Here is a 17,118-nt window from a genome sequence, read left to right on the forward strand (position 1 = left end):
GATCAGGCGCGCAGCGCGGCCGCCGGCGACGCCTGGCCGCGCAGCACGCCAATGAAGCTGGACAGCGAAATCGGGCGGTGGAACAGGTAGCCCTGCATGGTCTCGCAGCCGTTGGAACGCAGGTAGTCCGCCTGCGTCTCGGTCTCGACGCCTTCGGCCACCAGGTGCAGGTTCAGGCCGCGCGCAATCGAGATGATCGCCAGGATCACCGGATAATGCCCTTGCGCGTCGTGGATCTCCTTGACGAAGGACTGGTCGATCTTCATCGTGTGGATCGGGAAGCGGTGCAGGTAAGACAGCGATGAATAACCGGTGCCGAAGTCGTCGATCGCCACCGACACGCCCAGCTGGCACAGTTTATTGAGCTGCTCGATCGCATATTGCGGATTGCGGATGCAGATGTTCTCGGTGATCTCGACTTCGATCTGGGCGGGCGAGATCCCGTAGCGCACCAGGGCGCCGCGCATCTTCTCGAAAAAGTCGCCGCGGTCGAGGTATTGCGGCGACAGGTTGAGCGACAGCCGCACGGCCTGCCCGCTGGCCAGGTTCCATTGCAGCATGTCGCGGCACAGCGCGCCGATCATCCAGTCCGAGATCGGCAGCATCAGGCCGTTCTCTTCGGCGAACGGCAAGAATTCGCCGGCCGACAGCAGCCCGCGCGTCGGGTGGTTCCAGCGCATCAGCGCCTCGGCGCCGACGATGCGCCCGCTGGTCGAGTCGATCTGCGGCTGGTAGTACATCTCCAGCTCGTTGTGCTCGAGCGCGCGGCGCAGCGCCTGCTCGAGCGCGATCTTTTGATGCGAGGCGTCGAGCATCGAGTCGTGATAAAAGCTGTGGCCGTTCTTGCCCAGCGCTTTCACCTGGTACATCGCGATGTCGGCGTGTCTCAACAGTTCGTCGATCGATTCGCCATCGCCCGGATAGATGGCGATGCCGATCGAGGCCGAGATGTGCACTTCGTGGCCGTCGAGGTCGAAGGGCCGGTGCAGGCTTTCCAGGAATTTGTCGGCGATGATGCGCGCATCTTCGCGGTCGCGCAATTCGGGCAGCACGATCGTGAACTCGTCGCCGCCCTGGCGCGCCAGCGTATCGCCCTTGCGCAGGCATGCCTTGAGGCGCACCGCCACCTGCTGCAGCAGCTCGTCCCCTTTGACATGGCCAAGGGTGTCGTTCACCAGCTTGAATCGGTCCAGGTCGATGAACATCACCGCCAGTTCGGTCAGCTTGCGCTTGGCCTGGATCACGGCCAGGCCGAGGCGGTCCTTGAACAGGATCCGGTTCGGCAGGTCCGTCAGGATGTCGTGGTAGGCCTGGTAGGAGATGACCTCTTCGGCGCGCTTGCGGTCGGTGACGTCGCGCGCCACGCCATAGGTGCCGAAGAATTCGAGCTTTTGCACTTCGCTGTCGGGCACGTGCATGCCGATCGAGTTCAGCGAGATCGTCATCAGGGTGTTGTTGAAGGTCCGGTCGCCGCTGTTGCTCCTGGCGCCTCGGCATTTCAAACGCAGCTCGACGTTGCGCGAGGCCCGTTCGTCGACCCGTCTCTCGTTGAACACGTAGCGCGCGCGCTCCAGGTCTTCGTCGTGCACCAGGATCGAGTAATGCTTGCCGATCAGTTCATCGCGCGAAAAACCCAGCAGCTGGTAGGCGCGGTCGTTGACGAACGTGAAGCGGCCTTCGTGGTTCAAGGTATAGATGATGTCCGGCGAGCTGTCGACCAGGTAGCGGTACATCTTTTCGGAGTTTTCCAGCTGCTGCGCCATGCGCGCATTGGCGACGGCCAGGCGGCGCTGTTCGAGCGCATTGCCCACCGTTTTCATCAGCTCTTCGCGGCTGTAGGGCTTGCGCAGGTAGTCATAGGCGCCACGCTTCAGGGCGCCGATCGCCGCGTCGATGCCGACTTCGCCGCTCATCACGATCACGTCGGCATCGACGCCGCGCTCGTTCATGAAGTCCATGATCTGGTGGNGAGCCGGCAGTGGTGAGATCGAAGCCGCGGTCGCGCAGCAATTCGTAGAGCGAGGCGAGCAGGCGCGGCTCGTCGTCGACCAGCAGCAAGCGCGGCTCGTGGACCGCCGCTCCATGCAGGGTGGATAAGGATGGCTCACCAGCAGAATACTCGTTCATCATGACCTTAAACAGAACCCAGGGCGCGCGCCGGCAAGGCCGGTGCTGCGCTGGCGCCGGACCATGCCGGCAGCAGAATTTCGAATGCGGTGCCGCCCCTGCCGCTGCGGCAGGCGATCTGGCCGTTCAGCTTACGGACCAGCCCATGCACGATCGACAGGCCGAGGCCGCGGTGCGCGCCATCCTTGGTGCTGCGCACCGGTGAGAACAGGTTCGCCATCACTTCCGGCGCCAGGCCCGGGCCGTTATCGAGCACGGCCAGTTCGACGTACAGGGTGCGCTCGCGGTGCACGGCGCCGCGGTTGACGATCTCGATGCGCCCGCCGCCGCTGCCGGCCAGCGCTTCGACCGCGTTTTTCACCAGGTTGACCAGGATCTGCTTGAGCAGGTCGGCATCGCCCTCGACCAGGCGCGCCTCCTCGCCCATGGTGGTGGCGATCTGCACGCTGGCGGGGACGAACTGGCCGGCGCGGAACAGGCGCACCACGTCGTCGACGACCTTGGTCACGTCGAGCGGACGCGGGCCGGTGTCGAGCGGCTTGACTTCGGCCAGGCTGCCGATCAGCTGGCCGACACGGTCGATCTCTTCGTTCAGCACCGACATCTCGGTGGCGACCGGTTCCTGGCGCGCCAGTTTGCTGTCGAGGACACTCAGGTAGTTCTTGATGATCGACAGCGGGTTGTTCACTTCGTGCACCACACGGCGCGAGGCTTCGCGGTATTCCTCGGCCACGCTGGCGATCTGGCGCCGTGCATTGCCGCGTTCGGCGATGGCGTTCTCCAGTGCGGTCGCCGCCTGCGTGCCGAACGACTGCAGGAAGCGCTCGCGCTTCTGGCAGGCGGCGAGCTGCCAGGCGGCCACGCCGCCGACCATCACGCCCAGGCAGCGGTTGCCGGCCACCAGCGGCAGGCAGACCATGCCGTCGGTGCCGAGCATGCGCAGCAGCTGCTCTTCGGCCAGGCCCAGCGGCTGGCCTTCGCGCCGCACATACACCAGGCGCCGCGCCAGCGCGGCATGGGCGACGCCCTCTTCCCTGGCAGCTTTATTGAGGGGAATCGCGAATTCGGCGATGCGCTGCGTGCTGGCGCCGGGCGCGCCGACCAGCATCTGGCCGGTCGGGTTCTCGAGCAGGATCACGGTATTGTCGAAGTCGAACAGGATGCGCGCCGAGCGCGTCATCGATTCGAGCAGGTCGGACTCGCCCTGCTGGCGCGCGAAGGTCTGCCCCACTTCCGACACCAGCACCAGGTTGCGCACTTCATCCTGCAGGCGCTGCTGGACCGGGTCGGCCAGCGGCGCGGCGTAGGCCGGCGGCGTCGGAATGTCGTCGGCGCCGGCCAGGTCGATGCCGAGGTGGATGGCGGCCTTGTCGACCTGGCGCGCGGCGCTGGCCAGCATGGCGCCCAGTTCGCGCGCGTCCAGGCCGCACAGCGCGGCGCCGTCGCCCAGCGCGGCCGCATCGTCCGGGTGGTGCGACATCAAATGCGCCAGGCGCACGATGCGGATCAGGGGGTGGGCCGACTCCAGGCGCTCGCTCGACTCGTGGTGGTACAGCACGGCGTCGGCGAGGAAGGAATCGAGCTGCCAGCGCTCGACCAGCCAGGCGCCCGCTTCGGCGTGAGTGATCTGCAGCGTGCGCTGCTCGACGGCGCACAGGTCCTCGTCGTCGAGCGCGGTGAAGTTATACGCGTATTCCTTGGGCGCGGTGGCAAGCAGGGCCAGGCGCCCGACGTTGTGCAGCAGGCCGGCGAGATAGGCTTCTTCCAGGTGCGGGTAATCGATGCGGCGCGCGATGTCGCGCGCAAGCACCGCCGCGCCGAGCGAACGCTTCCAGAAGGCGCGCAGGTCGGTGCTGCCCGAATGCGGAAAACTGTTAAAGGTCTGGAACACCGAATCGCTGATCACCAGCGTCTTGATCATGTCGGTGCCGAGGGCGACCAGCGACTGCTCGAGGTTCACGCCGCGCCCGCTGCGGTGGTAGGCCGAACTGCTGGCAACGGCCAGCAGCTTGCCGGTCATGCCGGCATCGTTGGCGATCAGCGCCGCCAGTTCCGGCATGCCGAGGTCGTCGGCCTGCAGATGCCCGATCAGCTTGACGAGTATTTGCGGCATCGCCGGCAGACGGGCAATCAACAGGCGATTGCGAATGTCCTGATCTGGTTGGTGCATTGTGTCGAGCGATGCCACGGAAGGTTTTTTCGGGTGGCATTCCCGACAGGGCTACCACGACAGACATTCACGCCATCTCTTAATAAGAAGGCAATTTATTATGTTAATCCAGATCAAACGGACGGCTTAGCATATATACATTTCTGAAAGGGAACAATACTTTCCATGAAAAGTACATATTTTTAGCGGGTCAATGATGTATAGACCAGACGATTCATTGCAATGGAAACAATAAAACTGTTTTGATCATTACTTTGTCATTGAGCGAAGGCGTGATTCCGTCTCAACTACCCCTGCGCGCCAGCACGCGCCGGTACTTGCGCGCAGTCAGCCAGCACCCCAGCGCCAGCAAGGTAAACCCGGCCTGGCCGAGCGCCAGCGCCAGCACCGAGTGCGACAGCGCCGGTGCGATCAGCCCCGCCACGATCGCGCCCATCAGCGTGACCAGGAAGGACTGGCAGGACGCCACCGTGCCGCGGATGTGCGGGAACAGGTCGAGTGCGAGCAGCGTGGCGCCCGGCGAAATCAGCGAACTGCCGAAGGTGAAGAAGAACATCGGCAGCACGGTCCAGGGCAGCGCCGGCGGCAGGAACAGGTGGTAGCCGACATTGAAGGTGACGGCGCACAGCATGAAGGCGAAGCCGATGCCGATCTGGCGCGCGAAGCTGTACTTGCCGGCCATGCGGTTGGCCGCCATCGAACCAAGGAAAATCCCGCTCACGGTGGGCACGAACAGCCAGGCGAATTCGGATGGCCCGAGCTTCAAATGCACCGGCAGCAGCACCGGAGAAGCGGTAATGTAGAGGAACAGGCCGGCGAAGTTCAGCGCCGTCACGCCCGCCTTCATGTGGAACAGGAAGGAACTGAAGATGGCGCTGTAGCTCTGCGCCAGGAAGCGCGGATTGAAGGGCTGGCGCTGCGCCAGCGGCACCGTTTCCGGCAGGTGCTTCCAGCACACCCAGCCCAGGATCACGGTGTAGGCGCACAGCGCCAGGAAAATCGCGCGCCAGTCGAACAGGGTCACGATCCAGCCGCCCAGCACCGGCGCCAGCGCCGGCGCGATCGAGAAGATCATCGTCACCATCGACAGCAGCCGCGCCGCCGGCGCATCCGAATACAAATCGCGGATGATGGCGCGCCCGACCACCACGCCGGCCCCGGCCGAGACCCCCTGCATGATGCGGAACACCCACAGGTAGTGGACGGTGGACGCCGCCGCGCAGCCGAAGGTGCCGATCGCGAACACGACCAGGGCGACCAGGATCACATTTCTCCGGCCAAAGGCGTCCGACAGCGCGCCATGCCACAGCACCATGCCGGCAAAGGCCAGCATGTAAGCCGTCAGGGTCTGCTGCACCTCGATGCTCGACGCGTGCAGGTTGGCCATGATCTGCGGGAAGGCCGGCAGATACGCATCGATCGAGAACGGGCCGAGCATCGACAAGCCCGCCAGCAGGGTAGCCAGGCCGCCGGCCGAGAGCATGACGATCTTGTGCGGCGCCGGCAGGGGCACTGGTACTACCGGGTCTTTCGGCAGCTGGTCGGGGTCGGTCGGTGGCAGCATCGGGGGCTTGGTGGCTCGTTTAGTTGGTGTCCAGCTTCGGCTTGGCTTCCTCGCGGCGGTTGTAGCCGGCCACCATGTCGAAGCGGAACAGGCGGCATTCGAGGGCGCCGTTGAAGAACGGCGTCTTGCGCGCTTCCTTCAGGCGCAGCAATTTCGGCAGCGACAGGTCGGCCGTGAACAGGAACACGGTCCAGCCGGCGAAGCGCTGCTTGAGCGTGGTGCCGAGCGCGGAATAGAAGGACACCGCCATCTCGTCCTGTGGAACCGTCGAGTCGCCGCGCACGCCGATGCGCTCGCCGTACGGGGGATTGGTCAGCAGGATGCCGGGGCCGTCGACCGGCGGGTTCACGTGCTGCGCCTCGATCTGTTTTAAAGGCACGTCGAACAGGATGCCGGCGATTTTCAGGTTATGGCGCGTCATCTCGACCATGTCGCCCGAGATGTCCGAGCCGAAGATCGTGGGTTCGGTCGGCAGCGGATTGGCCTTGATCGCGGCCTTCATCTCTTGCCAGGCTGCGCGGTCGAAATCGGCGAACTTTTCAAAGGCGAAGCGGCGGCGCGCGCCGGCCGGGATGCCCTGCACCATCTGCGCCGCCTCGACCAGGATCGTGCCCGAGCCGCACATCGGGTCGAACAATGGTACGCCCGGCTTCCAGCCCGACACGCGCAGCATGCCGGCGGCCAGGTTTTCGCGCAGCGGCGCGTCCCCGGTCTCTTCGCGCCAGCCGCGTTTAAATAGCGCCTCACCCGAGGTATCGAGGTAGATGATGAAATTGCGCGCGTCGAGGAAGCCGACGATGCGCATGTCCGGCTCGCGCGTATCGACCGAGGGGCGCTTGTTGAACTGGTCGCGGAAGCGGTCGCAGATCGCATCCTTGATCTTCAGGGTCGTGAATTCCAGGCTCTTTAACGGGGACTTCACGGCGGTGACGTCGACCCGGATCGTGTGGTCGACGCCGAACCAGTCTTCCCAGGGCTGCTCGAGCACGAGGTCGTAGATGTCGTTTTCGTTGTTGTAGCTGCGCTGGGCCATGCGCATCAGCACACGCGAGGCGATGCGCGAGTGCAGGTTGACGCGGTAGGCGTCGAGCATGGTGCCCGAGCAGTGGACGCCGCCGGGAACCTGGTTGTGGACTTTCAGTGTGTCGCTGTGCGCCTGGGCGATTTCAGCGAGTTCTTCGGCGAGCGCCGCTTCCATGCCGCGTGGGCAAGGGCAAAAATAGGAGGTCATGGGGGTACCCTTTGTCCGTTGGTGAAAAATTAAAAAACACCTGGAGCGCCGCCGCTTCAGGTGTGGATGTGTGTTGCGGTGTGCGCGGGGCGGCGCCCCGCAGCGATCAGAACGGCTTGACGACCACCAGGATCACGATCAGCGCCAGCAGCACGACCGGCACTTCGTTAAACCAGCGGAACCACGTATGGCTGCGCTTGTTCACGCCGGCCTCGAATTTCTTCAGGATCGAGCCGCAAGCGTGATGGTAGCCGATCGCCAGCAGCACCAGCGCCAGCTTCGCATGCAGCCAGCCGCCCTGGATGCCGAAGCCCAGCCATAACCATAGGCCCAGCAGCAGCGCGGGAATCGCCAGCATGGTGGTGAAGCGGTACAGGCGGCGCGCCATGCCGAGCAAACGGGTCGTTGCAGTAACGTCCGTCTCCTGCGCCAGGTTGACATAGATGCGCGGCAGGTAGAACAGGCCGGCGAACCAGGAAGCGATGAAGATGATGTGGAAGGCTTTGATCCAGAGGTACATGCGGTTCCTTGAAGTTAACTGCGTATTTCGCCGTGACCGAAGACGACGTATTTTAATGAAGTCAGCCCTTCCAGCCCGACCGGGCCGCGCGCATGCAGCTTGTCGTTCGAGATGCCGATCTCGGCGCCCAGGCCATATTCGAAGCCGTCGGCGAAGCGGGTCGAGGCATTCACCATCACCGAGGCCGAGTCGACTTCGCGCAGGAAGCGCAGCGCCGCGCTGTAATCCTCGGTGACGATGGCTTCCGTGTGCTTCGACGAATAGCGGTCGATGTGGTCCATCGCTTCCTCGATCCCCGCCACCACTTTAATGGCCAGGACCGGCGCCAGGTATTCGGTGCTCCAGTCTTCTTCCACCGCGGCGGCGAGAAACGGGTAGCCGGCCAGGATCGCCTGCGCCTCGGCGTCGGCGCGCAGTTCGACTTCCTTGGTCTTGTAGAGTTCGGCCAGTTGCGGCAGCACGACCGGCGCGATCGACCGGGCGACCAGCAGCGTTTCCATCGTATTACACGTGCCGTAGCGGTGGCACTTGGCGTTGAAGGCGATCGGCAGCGCCTTGCCGAGATCCGCCTTGTCGTCGATGTAGACGTGGCAGATGCCGTCCAGGTGCTTGATCATCGGCACCGTCGCTTCCTCGATCAGGCGCGCAATCAGCCCCTTGCCGCCGCGCGGGACGATGACGTCGACGTACTGCGGCATCGTGATCAGGGCGCCGACGGCGGCGCGGTCGGTGGTGTCGACCACCTGCACCGCGTCCAGCGGCAGGCCAGCCTTGCTGACACCCTCGCTGACGAGCTTGGCCAGCGCGCGGTTGCAGTGGATCGCTTCCGAACCGCCGCGCAGGATCGCCGCGTTGCCGCTCTTGATGCACAGGCCGGCCGCATCGACCGTCACGTTCGGACGGGCCTCGTAGATGATGCCGATCACGCCCAGTGGCACGCGCATCTGGCCAACCTGGATGCCGCTCGGGCGCGATTTCATGTTCGATATCTCGCCGATCGGGTCCGGCAAGGTGGCGATCTGGCGCAGTCCTTCGACCATGGTCGCGATCGCCGCTGGCGACAGCGCCAGGCGGTCGAGCAGCGCCGGCGCCAGGCCGGCGGCGCGCGCGGCGTCGAGGTCGAGCGCGTTGGCGGCGGCCAGCTGCGCCGTGTCGCGTTCGATGGCCTCGGCAATCAGGAGCAGCGCGCGGTTGCGCGTGGCGCCGTCGGCGCGCGCCATCGCTCGCGCGGCGGCGCGGGCGTTGCGGCCCAGCGTGTGCATGTAGTCGGTGATGTCCATGGTGTTGGTTCCAATGTGCGTTTCGAAATGCTAACGTGCGTTGAACGCGTGGGCGGGAGACCCGCCCACCTTACGGGTTTAGCGCATGCGGATCGATACGCATCCTGTAGGGTGGGCACTTGTGCCCACGCGGATCAAGCGAACCGATAACGGCGCACCCGCAGGTCCCGCAGCCGCCGATAGTTAGCGCGCCACCTTCAACGCCAGCTGCAACATCGCATCCCACGCATCCCCCGCAAACGCCCTGGCCCGTAATCCCTTGACTATCTTGTCCACCTGCGCCGCCTCCTGCAGCGCCGCTTCCAGCGTCGGCAGGGAAATGCGGCGCAGCGCCGGGTCCATCATCCGTTCGCGCGGGCCCCAGATGCGGTATTCCTTCAGCAGCGCGCCGAGCGGCCGTCCCTGCGCCATCCCGGCTTTCAATTTTAACAGCGTGCGGATTTCTTCGGAGACGGCCCACAAGACCAGCGGCAGCGCTTCGCCCTCCCCCTTCAGCCCCTCGAGCATGCGCGCCAGGCGCGCCGGGTCGCCCATCAGCATCGCTTCCGACAATTTGAAGACGTCGTAGCGCGCCACGTTCAGCACGGCGTCCTGCACCTGCTCGTAGCTCAGCTTGCCGGGTTCGTGCAGCAAACCGAGCTTCTGGATTTCCTGGTGCGCGGCCAGCAAATTGCCTTCGACCCGGTCCGCGATGAAGTCGAGCGCGGCGCGGTCGGCGCTCTGCCCTTGCGCACTCAAACGCATGCCGATCCAGCCGGGCAGCTGCGCCCGCTCCACGCTGGGGATCTCGATATACACCGCGGCCTGCTGCAGCGCCGCCGCCCACGACGCCTTGGCCGTCTGCCAGTCGAGCTTGGGCAGCGTGATCAGGGTGAGATTATCGGGGCTGAGGTCCTTGGCATAGGCTTGCAGCGCGGCGCTGCCGTCCTTGCCGGGTTTGCCGCTCGGGATGCGCAGCTCGATCAGCTTCTTGTCGCCGAACAGCGACAGGGCCTGGTTCGCCGCCAGCAACTCTCCCCATTTGAAGGTGCGCTCGACGGTGAGCACGTCGCGTTCGGTGTGGCCGGCCGCGCGCGCGGCGCGGCGTATTTTATCGGCCGCTTCCAGCGCCAGCAGGTGCTCGTCGCTGGTGATCACATACAGGGGCGCCAGCCCCTTTGCCAGGTGGGGCTCGAGCGCTTCAGGCCGTAACTGCATTACCGTCTCGCTGCGCTCATTGTGGCTTCAATGCAGCCAGGCGGCGCATGATCTGCTGCACCAGGTCGGACTGCATGTCGCGGTACAGCAGCGCTTCTTCGCCTTCCTTGGCCAGCAGGGCTTCTTCGCTGAAGGTGAGGTTGCGGCGCAGCGTGATCTCGGTCGGTCCCAGCAGCAGGTTGCCGGCGGCGTCGCGCACCTGGAATACCAGCGTGTAGCTGAGCAGGTATTCGCGCACGCGGCCGAGGTTGTTCAGCGACAGGACCGCCTTGTTGCGCGCCTCCGAGAGCACCTCGAAGCGCGCCTGCGCCTCCTGCGGCGTACTGGCGATGACGACGCGGTCGCCGGCGCGCAGGTTGCGCTTGAGTTCATTACCCAGCGGCGACGCATCCGAGAACGCCAGGTGGATGCTCGAGAACGGCATGTTGTAGGCGCCGTCGGACCCGCGCAGGTGGAAACCGCAGGCACTCAGGGTGGCCGCGAGCACGAGCGCCGCACCGGCGCGCACAACGAAGGAAGATTGGGCGCGCATGCCTTACACCACGATGTTGACGAGTTTGCCGGGTACGACGATGACCTTCTTCGGCGTGCCTTCGATGAACTTCTGGACCGCCTCGGACGCCAGCGCCGCCGCCTCGATCGCCGCCTTGTCGGCCGCCTTCGGCACCTTCACCGAACCGCGCAGCTTGCCGTTCACCTGGATCATCATCTCGATCTCGGCCTGTTCCAGCGCGGCAGGGTCGACTTCCGGCCACTGCACGTTCAGGATGTCGCCGTGGACCGCGGCATAGCCGAGCTCCTGCCACAGCGCGTGGGTGATGTGCGGTGCGACCGGGTTCAGCAGGCGCAGGAAGATCGAGAAGCCTTCGGCGATGACCTTACTTGACGCGGCGTCATCCGCCAGCTTGGCCGACTCCAGCGTGTTGAGCATCTTCATGCAGGCCGAGACGACCGTGTTGTACTGGATGCGCTTTAAATCGTAGTCGGCCTGCTGCAGCACCTTGTGCACTTCGCGGCGCAGGGTTTTCTGGGCGTCGTCCAGCGTGGCACCGGAAGCACCCGCGGCCAGCGCCGCGGCGATGCGTTCGCGCTGGGCGTAGCCGTAGGCCCAGACCCGGCGCAGGAAGCGGCTCGCGCCTTCGACGCCGCTGTTCGACCACTCCAGGGTCTGCTCCGGCGGCGACGCGAACATCGTAAACAGGCGCGCGGTGTCGGCGCCGTATTGTTCGATCTGCGCTGCCGGGTCGATGCCGTTGTTCTTCGACTTCGACATCTTTTCGGTGCCGCCGATCGTGACCGGCTGGCCGTCTGCCTTCAACACGGCGTTCTGCGGCCGGCCCTTGTCGTCAAACGTCAGTTCGACGTCGGCCGGGTTGAACCAGGTTTTTTTACCGGACGCGTCGTCGCGATAATAGGTTTCGTTCAGCACCATCCCCTGCGTGAGCAGGTTCACAAAAGGCTCGTCGAATGTCACCAGGCCGAAGTCGCGCATGACCTTGGTCCAGAAGCGCGCGTACAGCAGGTGCATGACGGCGTGTTCGATGCCGCCGATGTACTGGTCCATCGGCATCCAGTAATCGTTGCGCGCGTCGACCATGGCGTCGTTCGAACCCGGCGAGGTATAGCGCATGTAGTACCAGGACGAATCGATGAAGGTGTCCATGGTGTCGGTCTCGCGGCGCGCCGGCTTGCCGCATTTCGGGCAATCGCACTTGAGGAAGGCTTCGTCCTTGTTCAGCGGGTTGCCGGTACCGTCCGGGACCAGGTGCTCGGGCAGCACGACCGGCAGGTCGGACTCGGGCACCGGCACCACGCCGCAGTCGGCACAATGGATCATCGGGATTGGCGTGCCCCAGTAGCGCTGGCGCGAGATGCCCCAGTCGCGCAGGCGGAAGGTGACCTTCTTGTCGCCCAGCTCCTGCGCGGCGAGGTCGCCCGAGACGGCGTTCACGGCGGCCGTGTAATCGAGGCCGTCGTACTTGCCCGAGTTGATGGTGCGGCCGTTCTCCTTGTCGCCGTACCACTCCTGCCAGCCGTCGAGCGAGTATTCCTGCCCTTCGACCGCGACCACCTGTTTGATTGGCAGATCGTACTTCTTGGCGAATTCGAAATCGCGCTCGTCGTGGCCCGGCACGCCCATCACGGCGCCGTCGCCATAGGTGATCAGGACGTAGTTGCCGACCCAGACCGGGATCTGCTCGCCGGTGACCGGGTGCGTGACCATCAAACCGGTCGGCATGCCCTTCTTTTCCATCGTCGCCATGTCGGCTTCGATGACGGAACCGAGCTTGCATTCGGCGATAAAGGCCGCCAGTTCAGCGTTGTCTTTCGCGGCGTGCTGGGCCAGCGCGTGTTCCGGCGCCACGGCGCAGAAAGTCACGCCCATGATGGTGTCGGCGCGGGTGGTGAAGACGTAGAGTTTGCCGTCGTTGATCAGCTCACCGGCATCGTCCATGACCACGTGCGGGAAGGCGAAGCGCACGCCGACCGACTTGCCGATCCAGTTGGTCTGCATGGTGCGCACGCGCTCCGGCCAGCCCGGCAGCTTGTTGTCGACGTGGTCGAGCAGCTCGTCGGCATAGTCGGTGATGCGCACGTAGTACATCGGGATTTCGCGCTTCTCGATCGGCGCGCCCGAACGCCAGCCCTTGCCGTCGACGACCTGCTCGTTGGCGAGCACGGTCTGGTCGACCGGGTCCCAGTTCACGGTGCCGGTCTTCTGGTAGATGATCCCCTTCTCGAGCATCTTGAGGAACATCCACTGGTTCCACTTGTAGTACTCGGGCTTGCAGGCGGTCATTTCGCGCGACCAGTCGATGGCCAGTCCCATCGATTCCATCTGCCCGCGCATGTGGGCGATGTTCGAATAGGTCCACTCGGCCGGCGGTACGTTATTGGCCATCGCCGCGTTCTCGGCCGGCATGCCGAAGGCATCCCAACCCATCGGCATCAGCACGTTGTAGCCGTTCATCCGCAGGTAGCGGTACATCACGTCGTTGATCGTATAGTTGCGCACGTGGCCCATGTGCAGCTTGCCGGACGGGTAAGGCAGCATCGAGCAGGCGTAGTATTTGCCTTTCGGGAAACGTGGATCGTTCTCGACGGCTTTATAGGCATCGATCGACTTCCAGTACGCCTGCGCGGCCTGTTCTACTTCGGCGGGACTATATTTATCTTGCATGATGTTCTGCGGACGGAATGTGGGAAGGGTGGGAGCGGTGGTCGCTTTAGCAGAACATTATACTGGTTCATCTTGCACCGCGGCGAAGCGGCGCGGGGGGCGGTTTTTGCGACGGCCGGCCCAATCAATCTTTGCAATGCGCGTAATCGGTATCCAGCCAGCCATCGGGCTGGCAGCGTCCGTCCAGCACGGCGCGCACCCGCTTCAGGCGCAACTGGTAGGCCTCCGGGTTGCGTCGCGGATGAAATTCGTTCGGCGCCTTGATCATGCCGACCAATCCCACTAGCTCGTCGACATCGAGGGCCGCCAGCGGTTTGCCGAAATAGGCGCGGGCGGCGGCATCGAGCCCGCGCACCTGGCGTCCCTCGTGCCGGCCCATGTAGACGGTCGCTGTGTAGGTCGCCAGTTGCCGCTGTTTCGATGCATGGGCGTCGAGCACGAGCGCCATGATGTCGCGGCCGAGGTCGACCTTGCGGCAGCAATCGAACATGCCGCGGTAGAAGCCTTGCAGGGCACCGCGCACGCCGCCCAGCGGCGCGCCGTACAGGAACAGGTCGCGCGCGACGGCGGACGAGATCGTGGCGACACCCTGGCCATCGGCCAGGCTCACGCCGCGATGGGCGAAAAAGACCGGATCCTCGATCAACAGCAGGACGCCGGTCTGCAGTGGCGTCAAGGGCGCTCTCCCCATGTCCGGATAGCGCGCCAGCACCGTGTCGACAGACGCCAATGCCCATACCGCGACGATGGCCAGGTAGAGCAACAGTACCGTGGCGACCGCGAGCAGCGCCTTGCCGAGCCGCTTCATGGCGCCGCCGCGATCAGCGGATACGGCCCGTGCCCGTCCAGCTCGCGCAGGAAATCCTGTTGCAGGTAGAGCGGGATCTTGTGGAATTCGTTTAAGACGCGCGCACGGAACTCGGCGTGTTCGTGCCAGCGCTCGGCCGGCTGGCCAAAGTAATTGATGGCGCAGGCCGCGACGCTGACTTCGGGCCAGTACCGGGCCAGCGTCATCAGGTAGCGGCGCATGGCGCATACTTTACCGATCGCGAGCACGCTGTCGATGCTGCCCAGGTTCATGTGCTGCGCAACCATGCGGCGGCCGAGGATGACGTTTTCGCCGGTATTGGTGGCTTGCGATTCGAGGATCAGGATCGAGGCCGGCATGCCCATGTCGACCAGGCGCTCGGCGATGACCTCGGCTTCGGGCCTGGACTGCCCTGCCGTGGCGCCGCCGGATATCAGCAGCCGCTCGAACATGCCGCGCTGCCAGAGGCCGTATGTCTCGCGGCAGAATTCGTCGACGCCGTGGCGGGTGCCGAACAGGAAGCCGAGCTTTGCGGGGTGCAAAGGCAAGGCGGGCATGACGTAGCGGGAGATCGCCAGGAGGTCGGCGGCGGTCATGGCCGTTACAGGCGAAAACCGGTTAGCGCAGCACCAGTTCCAGCGCCGGCTTTTCGCCGTAGTCTTCGTAGCGCTCGTTGATGCCGCCGACGCAAAACACGATTTCGTCGACCAGGTCGGGCAGGCGCGCGCGCAGGGCGGCGCTGTCGGTGATGACGATTTCCAGGACTTCGTTCGGCTGCAGCCGGAACTTGGTCATGTTTTCTTCGTCGCGCAGGTAGCTCAGGCAATCGACCCAGGTGTCGATGGTGTCGCCCGAAGCCGTATGGAAGCCGAAAGCGCTGCGGCTCTCGGCCAGAAAGCTCGCTTCGTTGACGATCGCCGCGCCGTTCAGTTCTGCCACTGCCATTGCACTATCCTTTCACGCCGTTTTCAATGCGAGTACGTCCTGCATGTCGTACAGGCCGTTTGCCTTGTCGGCGATAAAACGCGCGCCGCGCAGGGCGCCGTGGGCGTAGGTCACGCGGCTGCTCGATTTATGGGTGATCTCGATGCGCTCGCCGGTGCCGGCAAACAGGACCGTGTGGTCGCCGACGATGTCGCCGCCGCGCACGGTGGCAAAGCCGATCGTCGACGGATCGCGCTCGCCGGTGACGCCTTCGCGTCCATATACCGCGCACTCCTTGAGGTCGCGTCCCAGCGCATCGGCAATCACCTCTCCCATTTTGAGGGCGGTGCCGGACGGCGCGTCGACCTTGTGGCGGTGGTGCGCCTCGATGATCTCGATGTCGTAGCCTTCCGCGAAACTTTTAGCCGCCATCTCCAGCAGTTTCAGGGTCACGTTCACTCCCACGCTCATGTTGGGCGCGAAGACGACGGCGATCTGCTGCGCGGCGGCGGCAATCGCCGCCTTGCCGGCGTCATCGAACCCGGTGGTGCCGATCACGATCTTTTTACCGTTGGCGGCGCAATACGCCAGGTGCGCCAGCGTGCCTTCCGGGCGCGTGAAATCGATCAGGCAGTCGGCATTGGCCAGTGCGCGCGCCAGGTCCGATTCGATCGTGATCCCGGTCAGCTGGCCGGAAAAGGCGCCGGCGTCGTGGCCGATGAAGGGAGAACCGGCGACGTCGAGGGCGCCGGCCAGGACGGCGTCGGGAGCGGCGGCGATCGCCTCGATCAGCATGCGGCCCATGCGCCCGCTGGCGCCGGCGACCGCGATTTTCAGTTGCGTCATGACAGTTTTTACGGGGTGTTCGTGGACGTGGCGGGCGTGGCAGGCGTGACCGGTTCGATCGGACGCGCGCTGGCGGCGGCTTCGGCCTTCTTCGCCTCCTTGACGACGTTTTTCGCCGGACCGGCAATGCGGGCGATGTATTCGCGCTCGGTCGGCAGGTTGCCGCCTTCGAAGCGCTCGACCACGTCATCCTTGAAGAAAATGCTGACGCGGCTGGTGGTCAGTTCGCCATTGCCGCGCGCCAGGTAGAACGGGAAGTCCCAGCGGTCGGCGTGGAACATGTCGGTCAGCAGCGGCGTGCCGAGCAGGAAGCGCACCTGTTCGCGGGTCTGGCCGACTTTCAGCTGGTTCAGCATTTCTTGCGAAACAAAATTGCCTTGCTGGATGTCTGGACGGTAGGGCGAGAAGATCCACAGGAATTTCTGCAGCTTGCTGCCCTGCGTCGTTTGCGCACCGGCATTGGCCAGCGAGGCCGACAGGCCGGCATCGCTTTGCAGCGCCGCCGCGGACGTATTCACCGGTGCGGCCGGCTTGGTCTGGTTGCGCCAGGAAGCGCAGCCGGACAGCACCAGCGTGCAGGCAAGGCCCGCGGCGAGCGCGGCCCGGGTCCGGGAAAGACGAACTACGCGATGGACATCGGCATCAAAGTGACGCATAAGTAACCTCAAACGTTTAAGCGGGAGCTTCCAAAACGCTATATCATAAAGCACTCCGCCCATCTACGAGTAACAAACATGAGTAACAGTCCCACCGACCTGAAGGCGAGCGGCCTGAAGGCGACCCTGCCGCGCCTGAAGATCCTCGAAATTTTCCAGAACAGCGAAGTGCGGCACCTGACGGCGGAAGACGTCTATAAAATCCTGCTGGCCGAGAACATGGATGTCGGCCTGGCCACGGTATACCGCGTGCTGACCCAGTTCGAACAGGCTGGCCTGCTGAACCGCAATCACTTTGAAACCGGCAAGGCGATCTACGAACTGAACGCCGGCTCGCACCACGACCACCTGGTCTGCCTCGATTGCGGCCACGTCGAGGAATTCTTCGACGAAGAAATCGAATCGCGCCAGAACAAGATCGCGGCCGAACGCGGTTTCAAGATTGCCGAGCACGCGCTGGCGATTTACGGGCATTGCATCAAGCCGGCGTGTCCGCATCGGAATGGCGGGTAAGCAGGTGTAGTTCGCAATACAAACGGCGCCGCGGCGCTAATGCCGTTCAGTTAAGGCTGAACGGCATTTTTCTTTTGTAGTGTTGTAAACGTCTTCAGAGG

15 protein-coding genes are annotated in these 17,118 nt (G+C 64.4%); 1 reads left to right on the plus strand and 14 read right to left on the minus strand.

Going from position 1 to position 17,118, the window contains the following annotated elements:
- Nucleotides 1-2: 2 nt before the first annotated feature.
- From IFT60_RS23725 to IFT60_RS23790, 14 genes are all read right to left on the minus strand, one after another.
- A partial coding sequence (locus IFT60_RS23725) for a putative bifunctional diguanylate cyclase/phosphodiesterase (RefSeq protein WP_229511131.1) occupies nt 3-1,968 on the minus strand: 1,966 nt, incomplete at its 5' end.
- A gap of 166 nt (nt 1,969-2,134) precedes the next feature.
- Nucleotides 2,135-4,297 (minus strand): HDOD domain-containing protein, encoded by a 2,163-nt coding sequence (locus IFT60_RS23730; protein WP_229511133.1) that lies wholly within the window; start codon nt 4,295-4,297, stop codon nt 2,135-2,137.
- Between the two features lie 283 nt (nt 4,298-4,580).
- The gene (locus IFT60_RS23735; RefSeq protein ID WP_192056448.1) at nt 4,581-5,861 is read right to left on the minus strand and encodes a multidrug effflux MFS transporter; all 1,281 of its coding nucleotides are present in this window, start codon (nt 5,859-5,861) and stop codon (nt 4,581-4,583) included.
- A gap of 19 nt (nt 5,862-5,880) precedes the next feature.
- Complete coding sequence (locus IFT60_RS23740; RefSeq protein ID WP_374001267.1) at nt 5,881-7,092, minus strand: THUMP domain-containing class I SAM-dependent RNA methyltransferase; 1,212 nt, start codon at nt 7,090-7,092, stop codon at nt 5,881-5,883.
- A 106-nt stretch (nt 7,093-7,198) separates the two neighbouring features.
- Nucleotides 7,199-7,612 carry a CopD family protein gene (locus IFT60_RS23745; RefSeq protein WP_192056450.1) on the minus strand — a complete coding sequence of 138 codons (414 nt, stop codon included), beginning with the start codon at nt 7,610-7,612 and terminating at the stop codon, nt 7,199-7,201.
- Nucleotides 7,613-7,626: 14 nt separating this feature from the next.
- Nucleotides 7,627-8,892 carry a glutamate-5-semialdehyde dehydrogenase gene (locus tag IFT60_RS23750; protein ID WP_192056452.1) on the minus strand — a complete coding sequence of 422 codons (1,266 nt, stop codon included), beginning with the start codon at nt 8,890-8,892 and terminating at the stop codon, nt 7,627-7,629.
- 183 nt (nt 8,893-9,075) lie between these two features.
- The gene (gene holA, locus IFT60_RS23755; protein ID WP_192056454.1) at nt 9,076-10,089 is read right to left on the minus strand and encodes a DNA polymerase III subunit delta; all 1,014 of its coding nucleotides are present in this window, start codon (nt 10,087-10,089) and stop codon (nt 9,076-9,078) included.
- Nucleotides 10,090-10,105: 16 nt separating this feature from the next.
- Complete coding sequence (locus IFT60_RS23760; RefSeq protein ID WP_192056456.1) at nt 10,106-10,621, minus strand: LPS-assembly lipoprotein LptE; 516 nt, start codon at nt 10,619-10,621, stop codon at nt 10,106-10,108.
- 3 nt (nt 10,622-10,624) lie between these two features.
- Nucleotides 10,625-13,270, minus strand: coding sequence for a leucine--tRNA ligase (gene leuS, locus IFT60_RS23765; protein WP_192056458.1), 2,646 nt, complete (start codon nt 13,268-13,270; stop codon nt 10,625-10,627).
- Between the two features lie 124 nt (nt 13,271-13,394).
- Nucleotides 13,395-14,078, minus strand: coding sequence for a transglycosylase domain-containing protein (locus IFT60_RS23770; protein WP_192056460.1), 684 nt, complete (start codon nt 14,076-14,078; stop codon nt 13,395-13,397).
- Entirely contained in the window at nt 14,075-14,674 is a 600-nt protein-coding gene (locus tag IFT60_RS23775; RefSeq protein ID WP_192056462.1) for a YdcF family protein, read from the minus strand. Before IFT60_RS23775 ends, IFT60_RS23770 begins: the two co-directional genes overlap by 4 nt.
- A 22-nt stretch (nt 14,675-14,696) precedes the next feature.
- The gene (locus IFT60_RS23780) at nt 14,697-15,023 is read right to left on the minus strand and encodes a barstar family protein (RefSeq protein ID WP_192056464.1); all 327 of its coding nucleotides are present in this window, start codon (nt 15,021-15,023) and stop codon (nt 14,697-14,699) included.
- A 12-nt stretch (nt 15,024-15,035) separates the two neighbouring features.
- On the minus strand, nt 15,036-15,848 hold the full coding sequence (gene dapB, locus IFT60_RS23785) for a 4-hydroxy-tetrahydrodipicolinate reductase (RefSeq protein ID WP_192056466.1): 813 nt from the start codon (nt 15,846-15,848) through the stop codon (nt 15,036-15,038).
- Between the two features lie 8 nt (nt 15,849-15,856).
- Nucleotides 15,857-16,504 carry an outer membrane protein assembly factor BamE gene (locus IFT60_RS23790; protein ID WP_229511135.1) on the minus strand — a complete coding sequence of 216 codons (648 nt, stop codon included), beginning with the start codon at nt 16,502-16,504 and terminating at the stop codon, nt 15,857-15,859.
- 78 nt (nt 16,505-16,582) lie between these two features.
- Here IFT60_RS23790 and fur point away from each other — a divergent pair, with 78 nt between their 5' ends.
- Entirely contained in the window at nt 16,583-17,017 is a 435-nt protein-coding gene (fur, locus tag IFT60_RS23795; RefSeq protein ID WP_192056468.1) for a ferric iron uptake transcriptional regulator, read from the plus strand.
- The last annotated feature ends 101 nt before the right edge of the window (nt 17,018-17,118 follow it).

It is taken from the genome of Massilia sp. CFBP 13721 (assembly GCF_014842025.1).
GTDB lineage: Bacteria > Pseudomonadota > Gammaproteobacteria > Burkholderiales > Burkholderiaceae_D > Telluria.